Origin of the sequence: Staphylococcus parequorum (assembly GCF_039237145.1) — a bacterium.
In the GTDB taxonomy this organism is placed as follows: Bacteria; Bacillota; Bacilli; order Staphylococcales; family Staphylococcaceae; genus Staphylococcus; species Staphylococcus equorum_A.
On record NZ_CP150682.1, the window covers coordinates 1,513,425 to 1,527,298 of the forward strand.

General features: G+C 33.6%; 11 protein-coding genes. 6 read left to right on the top strand and 5 right to left on the bottom strand.

Annotation, left to right across the window (positions count from 1 at the left end):
• Positions 1–29: 29 nt before the first annotated feature.
• Positions 30–1,229 carry an acetate kinase gene (locus tag AAA453_RS07350; RefSeq protein ID WP_046465560.1) on the top strand — a complete coding sequence of 400 codons (1,200 nt, stop codon included), beginning with the start codon at positions 30–32 and terminating at the stop codon, positions 1,227–1,229.
• Positions 1,230–1,363: 134 nt separating this feature from the next.
• Here the strand turns inward: AAA453_RS07350 and AAA453_RS07355 are convergent, their stop codons facing one another.
• Together AAA453_RS07355 and AAA453_RS07360 are read right to left on the bottom strand one after the other, a co-directional pair.
• Positions 1,364–2,536, bottom strand: coding sequence for an esterase-like activity of phytase family protein (locus AAA453_RS07355; RefSeq protein ID WP_427704247.1), 1,173 nt, complete (start codon positions 2,534–2,536; stop codon positions 1,364–1,366).
• Positions 2,537–2,798: 262 nt separating this feature from the next.
• On the bottom strand, positions 2,799–3,302 hold the full coding sequence (locus AAA453_RS07360) for a universal stress protein (RefSeq protein ID WP_046465558.1): 504 nt from the start codon (positions 3,300–3,302) through the stop codon (positions 2,799–2,801).
• A gap of 141 nt (positions 3,303–3,443) precedes the next feature.
• Between AAA453_RS07360 and ald the strand changes: the two genes are divergently transcribed.
• A complete protein-coding gene (gene ald, locus AAA453_RS07365) occupies positions 3,444–4,559 on the top strand; it encodes an alanine dehydrogenase (protein ID WP_046465557.1) in 1,116 nt (371 codons plus the stop codon).
• A 324-nt stretch (positions 4,560–4,883) separates the two neighbouring features.
• Here the strand turns inward: ald and AAA453_RS07370 are convergent, their stop codons facing one another.
• Together AAA453_RS07370 and AAA453_RS07375 are read right to left on the bottom strand one after the other, a co-directional pair.
• Complete coding sequence (locus AAA453_RS07370; protein ID WP_427704248.1) at positions 4,884–5,513, bottom strand: copper homeostasis protein CutC; 630 nt, start codon at positions 5,511–5,513, stop codon at positions 4,884–4,886.
• Complete coding sequence (locus tag AAA453_RS07375) at positions 5,510–6,562, bottom strand: M24 family metallopeptidase (RefSeq protein WP_427704251.1); 1,053 nt, start codon at positions 6,560–6,562, stop codon at positions 5,510–5,512. The genes AAA453_RS07370 and AAA453_RS07375 overlap by 4 nt, the downstream gene beginning before the upstream one ends.
• A 207-nt stretch (positions 6,563–6,769) precedes the next feature.
• Here AAA453_RS07375 and AAA453_RS07380 point away from each other — a divergent pair, with 207 nt between their 5' ends.
• Entirely contained in the window at positions 6,770–7,459 is a 690-nt protein-coding gene (locus tag AAA453_RS07380; protein WP_285323362.1) for a metal-dependent hydrolase, read from the top strand.
• Positions 7,460–7,677: 218 nt separating this feature from the next.
• Here AAA453_RS07380 and AAA453_RS07385 read toward each other — a convergent pair whose 3' ends face one another.
• A complete protein-coding gene (locus tag AAA453_RS07385) occupies positions 7,678–8,091 on the bottom strand; it encodes a universal stress protein (RefSeq protein WP_285323361.1) in 414 nt (137 codons plus the stop codon).
• Between the two features lie 228 nt (positions 8,092–8,319).
• On the opposite strand from AAA453_RS07385, the gene AAA453_RS07390 reads away from it, so the two are divergent.
• The 3 genes from AAA453_RS07390 to AAA453_RS07400 are packed head-to-tail and all read left to right on the top strand — an operon-like array spanning position 8,320 to position 13,809.
• A complete protein-coding gene (locus AAA453_RS07390; protein WP_021339078.1) occupies positions 8,320–9,612 on the top strand; it encodes a DRTGG domain-containing protein in 1,293 nt (430 codons plus the stop codon).
• A gap of 36 nt (positions 9,613–9,648) precedes the next feature.
• Positions 9,649–10,584 carry a DHH family phosphoesterase gene (locus AAA453_RS07395; protein ID WP_427704253.1) on the top strand — a complete coding sequence of 312 codons (936 nt, stop codon included), beginning with the start codon at positions 9,649–9,651 and terminating at the stop codon, positions 10,582–10,584.
• 21 nt (positions 10,585–10,605) lie between these two features.
• Entirely contained in the window at positions 10,606–13,809 is a 3,204-nt protein-coding gene (locus AAA453_RS07400) for a DNA polymerase III subunit alpha (protein ID WP_427704255.1), read from the top strand.
• Positions 13,810–13,874: the final 65 nt, after the last annotated feature.

Consider the following 13,874-nt stretch of genomic DNA (forward strand, 5'->3'; position numbering starts at 1 on the left):
ACTTAATTGAAAATGGAGGCAACAAGCTTATGTCAAAATTAGTTTTGGCCATTAACGCTGGTAGTTCATCACTGAAATTCCAACTTATTGAAATGCCGGAAGAAAAAGTTGTTACTAAAGGACTAATTGAACGTATTGGTTTAAAAAATTCTGTCTTTACTATTGAAGTGGATGGAGAAAAAATTACTGATACCAATGATATTGCTAATCACGAAGTAGCAGTAAACATTATGTTAGAAAGCTTTAAAAAACATGGTATCATTGAAAGTATTAATGATATTGATGGTACGGGTCACCGTGTTGTTCATGGTGGAGAATTATTCCCAGAATCAGTTTATATAACTGATGAAGTAGAAAAGCAAATTGAATCGTTAAGTGAATTAGCTCCGTTACACAACCCAGCAAACTTAATGGGAATTCGTGCATTCCGAAAACTTTTACCAGAGACACCACATGTCGCTGTGTTTGATACTTCATTCCATCAAACAATGCCAGAGAAATCTTATTTATATAGTTTACCATATCAATATTATGAAGATTTTGGAATTCGTAAATATGGTTTTCATGGCACGAGTCATAAATATGTTTCACAACGTGCAGCTGAAATTTTAGGAAAACCAATTGAAGAATTACGTATTATCTCGTGTCATATTGGTAATGGTGCTTCAATCGCTGCTATTGATGGTGGCGAATCTGTAGATACGTCTATGGGCTTCACTCCTCTAGCAGGTGTTACAATGGGCACACGCTCAGGTAATATTGACCCAGCTTTAATTCCATTTATTATGGAAAAAACGGGTAAAAATGCAGAAGAAGTATTAAATACACTTAATAAAGAATCGGGATTATTAGGTATTTCAGGTACTTCAAGTGACTTAAGAGATATCATTGAAGACTCTAAAGAGGGTAAAGAAAGAGCGCAATTAGCACTTGATGTCTTTGCATCTCGTATTCACAAATATATCGGTTCATATGCGACGCGTATGCATGGTGTAGACGTTATTGTATTTACAGCAGGTGTAGGTGAAAATTCTGACCCTGTAAGAGCAAAAGTCTTAGAAGGTTTAGAGTTTATGGGTGTTTATTGGGACGCTAAGAAAAATGAAATGATTCATGGATCTGAAGGTTTCATTAATTATCCACATTCACCTGTAAAAGTTATTGTTATTCCTACGAACGAAGAAGTAATGATTGCTCGTGATGTTGTTGATTTTGGAAACGTAAAATAATCTGGAAGTAAACCCAGATTCATTAAATAAGTATGAGTTGTAAATATTTATACTTAAATTAAAAGCACCCATTCATTAGAAAAACTAATGAATGGGTGCTTTTATTATATTGTTAATCCATTTTAGCAAATGGATTATTTTTTCTCTGGTTTAACCTCAAAAGCAATAATTTGAGATTGTTGTGTTTCATTAAAATTATTATCAGCTGTCAATACTAGACTGTCATTACCGTTGGATAGCTTTTTACCAAAGGTCATACCTTCAATATTATCCACTTTACCAATGTCTTGTTCATTTAAATCAGCAATCAGCGTTTTGTTTAAAGGTTTTGAGTTTGTTTCTTTGAGTGACTCTATATCTTTGATATCAGTTCCTTTACTCACATCAATTTTATATATACGCACATAATTACTAAATGAGCCATCTTCCGCTTGTACAGATGCACGCTCTAAAGTAAGAAATTCATGGTCATTGAGGGCTAATATTTCTGTGATGCCATTATCAGCTTGTTTGTCTTTGCCAGGCTTTTTAGGAATCGCATCAAGTGGATATGCAAATTCAGATAATATGTTGCCTTCGCGGTCATATTGTGTGATGCGTGATAAGGCGCCTGACTCAGGCGTAGGTTTTTGGCCATCTTGTATTAGTGGACCTTCCATAGAAGTCCATAACGTATTACCATCTTGAGAAAAAGTGCTACCTTCAATAGCTTGATTATTGCGGAAACCTTTCTTATTTTGTTTGTCCATTTTTATTGTATCTTTAATAGGAATTTCAGCTGAGTATTTACCATCTTCAGTTGCTTTACGAATAAATGGATTCAATCCTAAGGAACGATCTCCTTCACTAGTATATAGAATCTCATTAGTTTGTGGATCGAACCGTATCGATTCTGGGTCAGCGACAATATTATCAGCGTCGTTCTTATATTGCTCTTTATTGATGTAATCTTTGCCATTCGGTTGTTTTAACTTGTGAACGCCATTAAATTTGACGTCTTTGAATTCATTACTATTATAGTCGATATCAGCTTCATAGAACCTTGCTGGATTGTGTTCTGATCGGTCATCGCTCATAAGTAGCCATTTATCATTTTTAGGGTCATACGTTATACCAGATAATCCACCAACTTTTGTATCTTTGTAAGTTTTATCGAACGGTAAGATTTTGGTGTCTATTAATTTGAGATGATCTGCGGTACGTGTTGTATTGTCTTTTTCTGTAGCAATTATTTCACTATGTAAGGTTGTGCTCGAAATGAATAATGTAAACATGCTTGTAATAAGCGCTTTACGCATCGGTTTCATAGGTTGTTCATACTCCTTTCATTATGCTTTTCAACTTCAATCATATATCTTTTGTTTAAAGTGCATATGAAGTTTTGATAAGGAGTTTGTAAAACTCACTTTGAATGCGCAATATAACTTTGCAAGTTCATTTCTTTGGATATTAAAAAGGATAGATTGCTCTAAATAAATGAACAAACTATCCTAACGAAACAAGCCAATTATCTTTGTTTCGATTTTAAAGGTAACTAAATTATTTTTATGAAATTAAACTAGTGAATTTTTATTGAGCTTGGTGTTGCGATCTAAGTTCGTCTGTTGCTACTTGTGGTTGGAAATCTTCTGGCAGTTCTTCAGTACGTACAACAAGTACATCACAAGGTGAGTGGCGTACAATTGCTTCAGAAACAGAACCAACAATAAATCTTTCTACAGCATTTAAACCAGAAGTACCACACATAATTAAATCAGCTTCTACTTCAGTTGCTAATTTTTTTGGAATAATTGCTTTTGGAGAACCAAATTCTAAGCGAGTTTCAACATCTTTAATACCAGCGTTTGTTGCAACTTCTTTATAACCTTTTAACAAGTCGTCAGAGAAATTTTTTGATTTCTCAGTGAACTGTGCATCATATACCTCGTATGATGAATATGTTCGTGAATCAATGACGTTCACAACTGTTAATTTTGCTTCGTTACGATTTGCAACATCTACAGCTTTATTAAACGCCCATTCAGCCTCGTGTGAACCATCTACCGCAATTAAAATGTTTTTATAAGTTAGCATATCAATGACCTCCTTATTCTTCTTATTTATATTATACCACCATTTACAGAATATTAACATAATTCGCTGTTGTAAAAGTACCCTATTCTTTGATTGCGCTTTCATAGAATACACGTTACTATAAATTTGGAGGTGGATGAAATGATTATAGGTATTCCTAAAGAGATTAAAAACAACGAAAACAGGGTGAGTTTGTCCCCAAGTGGTGTGCATGCATTAGTTGAGCAAGGTCATAATGTTATTGTTGAAAAATCTGCTGGTTTAGGCTCTTATTTTGAAGATGTGGACTATACTGAAGCTGGTGCAAAAATTGTAAATGAACAAGCTGCAGTATGGAACGTAGATATGGTTATGAAAGTTAAAGAACCATTGGAAGAAGAATTCCAATTCTTTAAGGAAGGATTAATTCTATTTACTTATTTACATTTAGCAAATGAAGAGAAATTGACTAAAGCTTTATTAGAAAACAAAGTCATTAGTATCGCTTATGAAACAGTGCAATTGCCAGATCGTTCTTTACCATTATTAACACCAATGAGTGAGGTGGCAGGTCGAATGTCTGCTCAAATTGGTGCTGAGTTCTTACAGAAATATAAAGGCGGCATGGGTATTCTACTTGGTGGTGTTCCTGGCGTAGAAAAAGGACGCGTAAGTATAATTGGTGGTGGCCAAGCTGGTACAAATGCTGCAAAAATTGCTTTAGGCTTAGGTGCTGACGTTACAATTTTAGATGTTAACCCTAAACGTTTACAACAATTAGAAGATTTGTTTAGTGGCCAAGTACATACAATCATGTCAAACCCATTAAATATAGAGCAATGTGTTAAAAATAGTGACTTAGTCATTGGTGCAGTGCTTATTCCAGGCGCAAAAGCACCAAAACTCGTTACTGAAGAAATGGTTAAACAAATGAAAGATGGGGCAGTGATTGTTGATATTGCGATCGACCAAGGTGGCATTTTCGAAACAACAGATCGTATTACTACACACGATGACCCAACGTATAAAAAACATGGTGTAGTACATTATGCAGTAGCTAATATGCCAGGTGCAGTGCCGCGTACGTCAACAATCGCATTAAACAATGCGACGTTACCATATGCGCAACAAGTAGCTGGAAAAGGCTATTTAAAAGCACTACAAGATAATCCAGCATTATCTTTAGGCTTAAGTACGATTAATGGTGAATTAACTAATAAAGGTGTTGCAGATGCATTAAACTTATCATATACCGATATTGAAAGTGCATTAAAATAAAAATACCTATAATACAACTCAACCATAACGAATTGATTGTATTAAATTGATGTAAATAAAATGAGAGTAGGACATGTATTTATGTACCTCACTCTAAAGTGCCGACAAAGTCAGATACTTTGTCGGCACTTTTTATACATGATTGTCTAGTGGTGTTATAGGACAAGCAGTAGTTCTTTAAACGCTTGTTATAAGCGCATTTTCAATTCAGTCAGCTACTGCCAATATAATAAAACAGGCTGAGACATGTAATTATGTCTCAGCCTGTTTTATTGATGCTATAAGATCTTGTGTCTCAAGCAGTTAAACTATAAATGACATGTTTTAAACGATTCTTGTACCATGCACTTCTTGGAAAGGGAAAGAAGATATTAAATCTTGTAAATTATCTTTATTTAATCCACCACCAGGCATAATTTCGATACGGCCGCCTGTATTAACCACAAGTTTGCCAAGATGATTTAAATTATCGAAAATATCAGTGTCTGAAGGGCCGCCATGTGTTAGTAATCTGATAAAGCCAATATCAATCAGCTGATGTAGTGCTTTGATTTGACCATGTATATGAATTTCATCAAATGCCATATGGCATACGGCCGATACAGGTGCCGCTAGGTTTTTCAAAGTCTTCATTTGCCATTCATTTAAGACATTATCCTCTGTTAAACATCCAAATACAAAGTAATCTACGTTGAGTTGTTTGATTGCTTTCATGTCTCGTTGCATGATTTCAAAGTCATATAAATTATATACGAAATCACCGCCGCGAGGGCGAATCATTACTGCGATTTCAACATCGTTGGTATGACAAATTTCTGTCGCTATTTCAATCATCCCGATGCTAGGTGTCGTCCCGCCGACACTCAAATTATCACATAATTCTATACGATCAGCACCATTGCTTATTGCTTGTTCAACTTGTTGAATCGTTTCAACAACCGCTTCTTTTATCATTTTTCGTAACCCGTTAAACTTTCATTACCATCTTCAGTTACTAAAATATCGTCTTCAATACGCACACCTGCAACGCCAGGAACGTATATGCCTGGTTCAACAGTGATAACCATTCCAGCAACAAATTGGTTGGTATTTGAACTAGAAACATCTTGATACTCATGTTCTTCCAAGCCTAATCCATGTCCTAAGCGATGAGGGAAATAATCACCATAACCTGCATCACTGATAATATTACGTGCAATATCATCTACATCTTTAATCGTAACGCCTGGTTTGATTGCTGCAATCGCTTCTTGTTCAGCTTTCAAAACCACATTATAAATTTCTTGGGCTTTATCATTTGGTTCGCCAAATTTAACGGTTCTAGTCATATCACTACAATAATTGTTATAAATAACACCAAGATCAAATAATACATATTCATCTCTTTGTAATTGACGATCACCAGGCGTACCATGTGGTGAAGCAGCGTGATCACCGAAGAGTACCATCGTATCGAAACTCATTTCATTTACACCGTAATCTTTGATTGCATTCTCAATATGATTAACAACTTGGCGTTCCGTCACACCTTCTTTTAAAAAGTCTACACCGATTTCAATGCATTTGTCAGCAAGTTCACATGCTTTTTTAATAGTAGCAATTTCATTTTCGCTTTTTACGTTACGTAAGTCTTTAATTGTTTGATCAATATCACCAAAAGTTTGTACATTAAATGCTTCAACGAGTTCGCGTTGACGTTTTACTGTTAAATGTTCAGCTTCAACTAATAATTTATTTACAGTGAACGTATATTTATCTAATGCATTTTCTGTGTCTAAATATCCAACTACTTCACCTTCAAAAGGAGAGGCTTTTACTTCATCAACTTCTAATTGTGGACAAAATAATACTTGTTCACCATTTTCTTTGATTAATAATGCGAGTAAACGTTCATGAGGATCACTTAAATAGCCTGTAAAGTAAAAAATGTTTAATGGTGTTGTAATCCATGCTGCTCTAGCTTGTTGTGATTTTAATTCTGCGGTAATCTGTTCTAATTTCATTTATCATCATCCTCCTAAAAATACTATCATTCTAAGTTTATGTTAGTTCATGACGGAATTCAAAAATAAAATATTAGAATGATACTATTTTAACTAAATGTTTTTAAAATAAGCATAAAAGAGCTATATAAAATGCACGGATATGTTATAAAATAGTATGAATGTGGTATGTAGTAAATAAACAGATTTATGGGAGGAATTCATATAATGAACTTATCATTTCATGGACAATCAACGATTTATTTCGAAGCGAACGGTAAAAAAGTAATTGTAGATCCATTTATTACTGGCAATGGTCAGTCAGATTTAGATGCAAATGCTTTAGAAGTAGACTATATTATTTTGACGCATGGTCATGGTGACCATTTCGGAGATACAGTCGAGTTGGCTAATAGAAATAATGCAACTGTAATTGGTTCAGCAGAACTGGGAGATTATTTAACTACAAATAAAAATGTTGAAAATGTAAGACCAATGAACATTGGTGGTAAAGCTGAATTTGAATTTGGTACAGTGAAATTTGTGCAAGCTTTTCACAGTTCAAGTTTAACTAATGATAATGGTATACCGGTTTATCTTGGTATGCCGATGGGTGTTATTTTAGAAGTTGAAGGCAAAACAATTTATCACACTGGTGATACAGGATTATTCAGCGATATGAAATTAATTGCAGAACGTCATCCTGTTGATGTTTGTTTTGTTCCTATTGGTGATAACTTTACTATGGGTATCGATGATGCAAGTTATGCTATCAACACATTTATTAAACCTAAAATCACTGTCCCTGTGCATTACGATACATTTGAATTGATTGAACAAGATCCAAACAAATTTAAATCTGCTGTTACAGTAGGAGAGGTGCAAATTTTAAAACCTGGAGAATCAGTTAAGTTTTAAATTATTTAAAGGCTTAGGATTTGCAATAAATAGAAAATGGCGACAAAATCTTATTATTTTGTCGCCATTTTTATGTTTTTATAAGAAAAATTCAAACCATTCATTTATATTTCATGTTTTTTAAGGATACAAATTAAAAAACAAACCCAATGCATTTGTGCGTTAGGCTTGTTTAGGCGTGTAACTCAAATGAATACAAAAGTTTTTTGAGTTTTATCTTATTTTACGATAAGAACAGGGATGTTTGCTCTTTTAGCCACCTTATGGCTGACACTACCTAGGACAAATTTTTTCTTTTCCTCAGCTTTGCGGTTACTGAGTACGACGATTTCATATTTGCCACTATTAGCTTGTTTAACTAATTGTTCTTTGGCACTGCCACGAACAATAATTTCATCATATTTGATACCATATTCATCTAAAGCTTTACGTGTAGGCTCAAGTCCTTTGCTACGCTTTTCAACTAGTTTATCTAAATGAACACCAGATTTAATTGATGATTGTGCATCTTGTTCACTAATCGAATTTAAAATAGTGACCGTTGTTCCTTCACCGGCTAATTTTGATACTTCTTTAAGTGCTTTTTCATTAGTAAGTGTTGTATCTACACCAAGTAAAATATTTTTGAACATTGTTCATCCCTCCTTGATATCATTCTAATCAAAATTTCTTAATAAATCCAATTATAATATAAAATCTTACATATTAATTTCTTAAAAAGAATTATTTATATTATTTAAAAGGTGCAGTTCAACATTATAAAGTTAGAATCTACCATAATTTGAATTGTGACATCGCAATTTTAGATATAAGAAGTTATAATGGCATAGAAACTGTTCAATATAAATGAGGTTATTTAAATGACAAAGCATGAGCAAATTTTATCATATATAGAATCTCTAGCAGTAGGACAAAAAATTTCTGTTAGAAAAGTGGCGAAAGATTTAAGTGTATCTGAAGGTACAGCTTACAGAGCGATTAAAGATGCTGGTCAAATTGGCTTGGTAGCAACAATTGACCGCGTAGGTACTGTTCGTATAGAAAAGAAAACACGCGAGCAAATTGAACAACTTACATTTGGTGAAATTGTAAAGATTATAGACGGTCAAGTGTTAGGCGGCAGAAACGGTTTAATTAAAACACTAACTAAGTTTGCCATAGGTGCGATGGAGATTGATGATGTAGTAAAATATTTAAGTACGCATACATTATTGATTGTAGGTAATCGTAAAGATGTACAATTAGCAGCTTTAAAAAGAGGAAGTGCGGTGCTGATTACAGGTGGTTTTAGAACATCTGATGAAATTATAAAGTATGCAGATGAACATGATTTACCAATACTTTCTTCTAATTATGATACATACCTAGTAGCAAACATCATTAATAGAGCAATGTATAACCAAATGATTCGTAAAGAAATATTGGTCGTTGAAGATATTGTGAAGTCAGTAAAAGAGAGCACAGTAATCTTTGAAAATATGAAGTTGATTGATTATAAAGAAAAAGCAAGAGCTACTGGACATTCAAGATTTCCAGTTATTGATGAACAGTGGAAACTAGTAGGTATTATTACGAGCAAAGAAATTATTAAAATGGATGATTATGATACGATAGCTCAGTTTATGACGAAGGCTCCTATAAATGTCCAATTAACTACCACAGTAGCAAATTGTGCGCATATGATGATTTGGGAAGGTATAGAACTGTTACCAGTGACTACAAGTAGTAAAAAACTTATAGGTGTTATTACGAGAAAAGATGTATTAACAGCGATGCAATTATTAAGCCGACAACCCCAAGTGGGTGAAACTATTAATGATCAAATTGCAAAACATATCAACATTACAAATAATGGCATTCAAGTACAAACAACCCCGCTATTAACGAATCAATATGGTACTTTAAGTAAAGCTGTATTTGTCGCTATAATTGAAGAAACAGTGCGCTATGAAATGAGAAAGTTAAAAAAACTTGAAGTCATGATAGAAAGTTTGAACATTATATATATTAAGACAGTACAAATTGAATCAGAAATCGATGTGCATTATGATATGTTAGATGTAGGGAGAAACTTTGCTAAACTAGAAGTGACAATGTCTACTGATGAGCATCATGTCGCGAAAGCAATGATTATCTGCCAGATGATAGATTAAACGAATTTTATATAACTAATGAAAAGGAAGATATAAATGACTAAAGAATTCAATCAAATTATGAGTGAAATTAACGAAGCTGAAACAGTTATTATACATAGACATGTCAGACCTGACCCAGATGCTTATGGTTCACAGCTTGGTTTGAAACATTATTTAACATTAAAATTTCCAGATAAAAACATATATGCAGTTGGGGAATCAGAGCCTTCGTTAGATTTTATAGGAACTTTTGACGAAATTACAGATGAACAATACAAAGATGCATTAGTGATTGTTTGTGATACGGCTAATTCACCAAGGATTAGTGATGAACGCTTTAATAAAGGTCGTTCCCTAATTAAAATCGACCATCATCCTGCAGTAGATCAATATGGTGATATTAATTATGTGAATGCACAGGCTTCTTCTACAAGTGAAATTATCTTTGACTTTATTGCGCATTTTAATGACACAACTGTGATAGATGCATCTGTTGCACGTGTACTATATTTAGGGATTGTTGGTGATACAGGTCGTTTCTTATTTAATAATACGACGTCCCATACGATGGAAGTCGCAAGCCAGTTACTTAAATATCCATTTAATCATAATGAAGAGCTTAATAAAATGGGCGAAAAAGACCCAAAACTCCTACCATTCCAAGGATATGTATTACAGAACTTTGAGTTAGATGAAAATGGATTTTGTAAAATAATTATTACACAAGATGTACTTAAGCAGTTTAATATTGCGGCTAACGAAGCTTCATTATTTGTAAATGCGATTGCGGATATTCAAGGCTTGAAGATATGGGTCTTTGCTGTTGATGAAGGTTCTGAAATAAGATGTCGCATCCGCTCAAAAGGCATTGTGATTAATGATGTTGCAAGTGAATTTGGTGGCGGAGGTCATCCAAATGCTTCAGGTGTTTCTGTTGCTAACTGGAACGAATTTAATACATTAGCGGAAGCTTTAAAGAATAAGTTATAAGTATATAGGAGGTGTTTGCTGATGGTTACGCATTTAAATATTCATACAACATACGACTTATTACATTCTAGTTTGAGAATAAAAGATGTTGTTGCTAAGGCCGCTAAAGAAGGGTATACCGCGTTAGCGATTACAGACACAAATGTCTTATACGGTTATCCACAATTTTATGACGCGTGTATTGCAGCAAATATTCATCCTATATTCGGTATGACAATTTTTGTGACAGATGGATTAGAGTCAGTGGAAACGATAGTGCTAGCGCAAAATGAACAAGGACTAAAAGATATGTTTAAGCTGTCGTCTGCTATAAAAATGAAAGAAAAAACTGAAACACCTATAGAGTGGCTAAAAAAATATCTACAGCATTTTGTTGTTATTTTTAAAGATGTATCATCATCAAATGAAGCTATTGTAGCTGAATTTACCGATAATACACATGTTTATGTGAATCATACGAGTGAAGTAACATTAGAATTACCAATGGTTTGGGCACAAAGTACACGTTATCTTAATCAACAAGATGCTGATACACTGACTGCACTTGCTGCAATCAGAGATAACGATAAATTAGATTTAGTGAGTGAACAACCTGATTATAATGCACATTTATACGACAATAATGATTTAACTACACTTCATTTAAGTAAGGAAGTGTTGGATAACACAAATCAACTTGCAACAGTATGTCAGGCTGAAATGATTTATCATCAGTCTTTATTACCTAAATTTAAAACGCCAGATAATCAGCAATCAAAAGATTATTTATGGCAAATATTACAAGAAAACTTAAGCCAACTCAATTTAGATCATAGTCAATTCGAAACGTACAGAGAAAGACTTGTACATGAGTATCAAGTCATTACTCGCATGGGGTTTGAAGATTACTTTCTTATAGTAAGTGATTTAATACATTATGCAAAAACACATGATGTATTAGTAGGGCCTGGTCGTGGTTCTTCCGCAGGGTCATTGGTAAGTTATCTTTTAAACATTACTACGGTTGATCCCATACAATATAATTTACTGTTTGAGCGTTTTCTTAATCCGGAACGTGTAACAATGCCGGATATTGATATTGATTTTGAAGATACGCATAGAGATAAAGTAATTCAATATGTTCAAGAAAAGTATGGTGATAATCACGTTGCAGGTATAGTAACGTTCGGTCATTTGTTAGCTAGAGCAGTAGCTAGAGATGTTGGTAGAATTATGGGATTTGATGAGATTACTTTAAATGAAATTTCTAAATTAATACCACACAAGTTAGGTATAACTTTGGATCAAGCATATGAACAAAATGATTTTAAACAGTTTGTGCACCGAAATCATAGGCATGAACGATGGTTTGAAATTAGTAAAAAATTAGAAGGTTTACCTCGTCATACTTCAACACATGCTGCAGGTATCATTATTAATGATCATCCATTATATGAATATGCACCGTTGACGTTAGGTGATACTGGATTATTAACGCAGTGGACGATGACAGAAGCAGAGAGAATAGGCTTGCTGAAGATTGACTTCTTAGGGTTACGGAATTTATCCATTATTCATCAAATTGTGAAACAAGTAAAAAAAGATATGAATACACATATTGATATAGAGCAAATACCTTTTGATGATAGCAAAGTCTTTCAATTATTGTCACAAGGTGATACTACAGGTATTTTTCAACTAGAATCAGATGGTATTAGAAATGTATTGAAAAAATTACAACCTGAACATTTTGAAGATATTGTAGCCGTAACGTCTTTATACAGACCAGGTCCTATGGAAGAAATACCTACCTATATTACGAGAAGGCATAATCCATCGAAGGTGCAATATTTGCATAGTGATTTACAGCCGATATTAAGTAACACTTATGGCGTTATCATTTATCAAGAACAAATCATGCAAATTGCCAGTAAGTTCGCAAACTTTAGTTATGGAGAAGCGGATATTTTAAGACGTGCGATGAGTAAAAAGAACCGTGCTGTATTAGAAAGTGAACGTCAACACTTTGTGGATGGTGCTTTAAATAATGGCTATGATGAAAATTTAAGTAAGCAAATATTTGATTTGATTCTAAAATTTGCAGACTATGGCTTTGCACGTGCCCATGCTGTAAGCTATTCTAAAATTGCTTATATTATGAGCTATTTAAAAGTATATTATCCTAACTATTTTTACGCTAATATTTTGAGCAATACTATTGGAAGCGAGAAAAAGACAGCACAAATTATTGATGAAGCAAAGCATCAATCAATCAATATTTTAACGCCGAATATAAATCAAAGTCATTGGTTCTATAAAGCAACTAAACAGGGTATATACTTGTCAATCGGTGCGATTAAAGGTGTAGGTTATCAAAGCGTTAAGTTAATTGTTGACGAACGCATAACGCATGGTCATTTCAAAGACTTTTTTGATTTCACAAGACGCATTCCTAAAAGGATTAAATCTAGAAAATTACTTGAAGCGCTCATATTAGTAGGCGCTTTCGATACCTTTGGTAAGAATCGTGCTACGCTACTACAGTCAATTGATCAAGTACTTGATAGTTCATCTGATATTGAACAAGACGGTTTTATATTTGATGTATTAACGCCTAAAGCGACATATGAAGACAAAGAGGAATTGCCAGATAAAGTATTAAGTGATTATGAAAAAGAATATTTAGGCTTTTATGTTTCAACACATCCTGTCGAAAAAGCCTTTGAACAAAAGCAATATCTTGGTATATATAAACTCACTAATGCACGAGATAATCAACCGATTTTTGTTCAAATTGATAATATTAAACGTATACGTACAAAAAACGGTCAGAATATGGCTTTTGTAACATTAAATGACGGAATTAATAGTTTGGATGGCGTTGTTTTTCCAGATGCATTCAAAAAATATGAAACAGATTTGAAAACGGATGAGACATTTATCCTAAAAGGTAAGTTTGAAAATAGGAATAATAAGAAGCAACTTATTATTAATCAAATAGAGACGATTGATGCATTCGAAGTGAGTACATTTGAACATGCGAAACAAATTGTGATTAGAAACCTTAGCGATGAAACAGAAGTAAAGCAATTTTTAACACAAACAGAGCACAGCAATTATATTCCAGTTAAGTATTTTCAAGAAGCGCAAAATAAGTTCAAAATCATAGGTTATATCACACGAGATAACGACGTATTAAATACATTTATACAACGATTTTCGCCTTGGGATATAAGAATTATTTAACTTTAATAGCGCTATGAACTATGGTATAGTAAACTGATGGTTAAGCATAAACTTGCCGTCAGTTT

Coding starts and splice junctions, on each gene's coding strand:
- AAA453_RS07350 (WP_046465560.1), top strand. CDS start 30: ATGTCAAAATTAGTTTTGGCCATTAACGCTGGTAGTTCATCACTGAAA.
- AAA453_RS07355 (WP_427704247.1), bottom strand. CDS start 2,536: ATGAAACCGATGCGTAAAGCGCTTATTACAAGCATGTTTACATTATTC.
- AAA453_RS07360 (WP_046465558.1), bottom strand. CDS start 3,302: ATGCTAACTTATAAAAACATTTTAATTGCGGTAGATGGTTCACACGAG.
- ald (WP_046465557.1), top strand. CDS start 3,444: ATGATTATAGGTATTCCTAAAGAGATTAAAAACAACGAAAACAGGGTG.
- AAA453_RS07370 (WP_427704248.1), bottom strand. CDS start 5,513: ATGATAAAAGAAGCGGTTGTTGAAACGATTCAACAAGTTGAACAAGCA.
- AAA453_RS07375 (WP_427704251.1), bottom strand. CDS start 6,562: ATGAAATTAGAACAGATTACCGCAGAATTAAAATCACAACAAGCTAGA.
- AAA453_RS07380 (WP_285323362.1), top strand. CDS start 6,770: ATGAACTTATCATTTCATGGACAATCAACGATTTATTTCGAAGCGAAC.
- AAA453_RS07385 (WP_285323361.1), bottom strand. CDS start 8,091: ATGTTCAAAAATATTTTACTTGGTGTAGATACAACACTTACTAATGAA.
- AAA453_RS07390 (WP_021339078.1), top strand. CDS start 8,320: ATGACAAAGCATGAGCAAATTTTATCATATATAGAATCTCTAGCAGTA.
- AAA453_RS07395 (WP_427704253.1), top strand. CDS start 9,649: ATGACTAAAGAATTCAATCAAATTATGAGTGAAATTAACGAAGCTGAA.
- AAA453_RS07400 (WP_427704255.1), top strand. CDS start 10,606: ATGGTTACGCATTTAAATATTCATACAACATACGACTTATTACATTCT.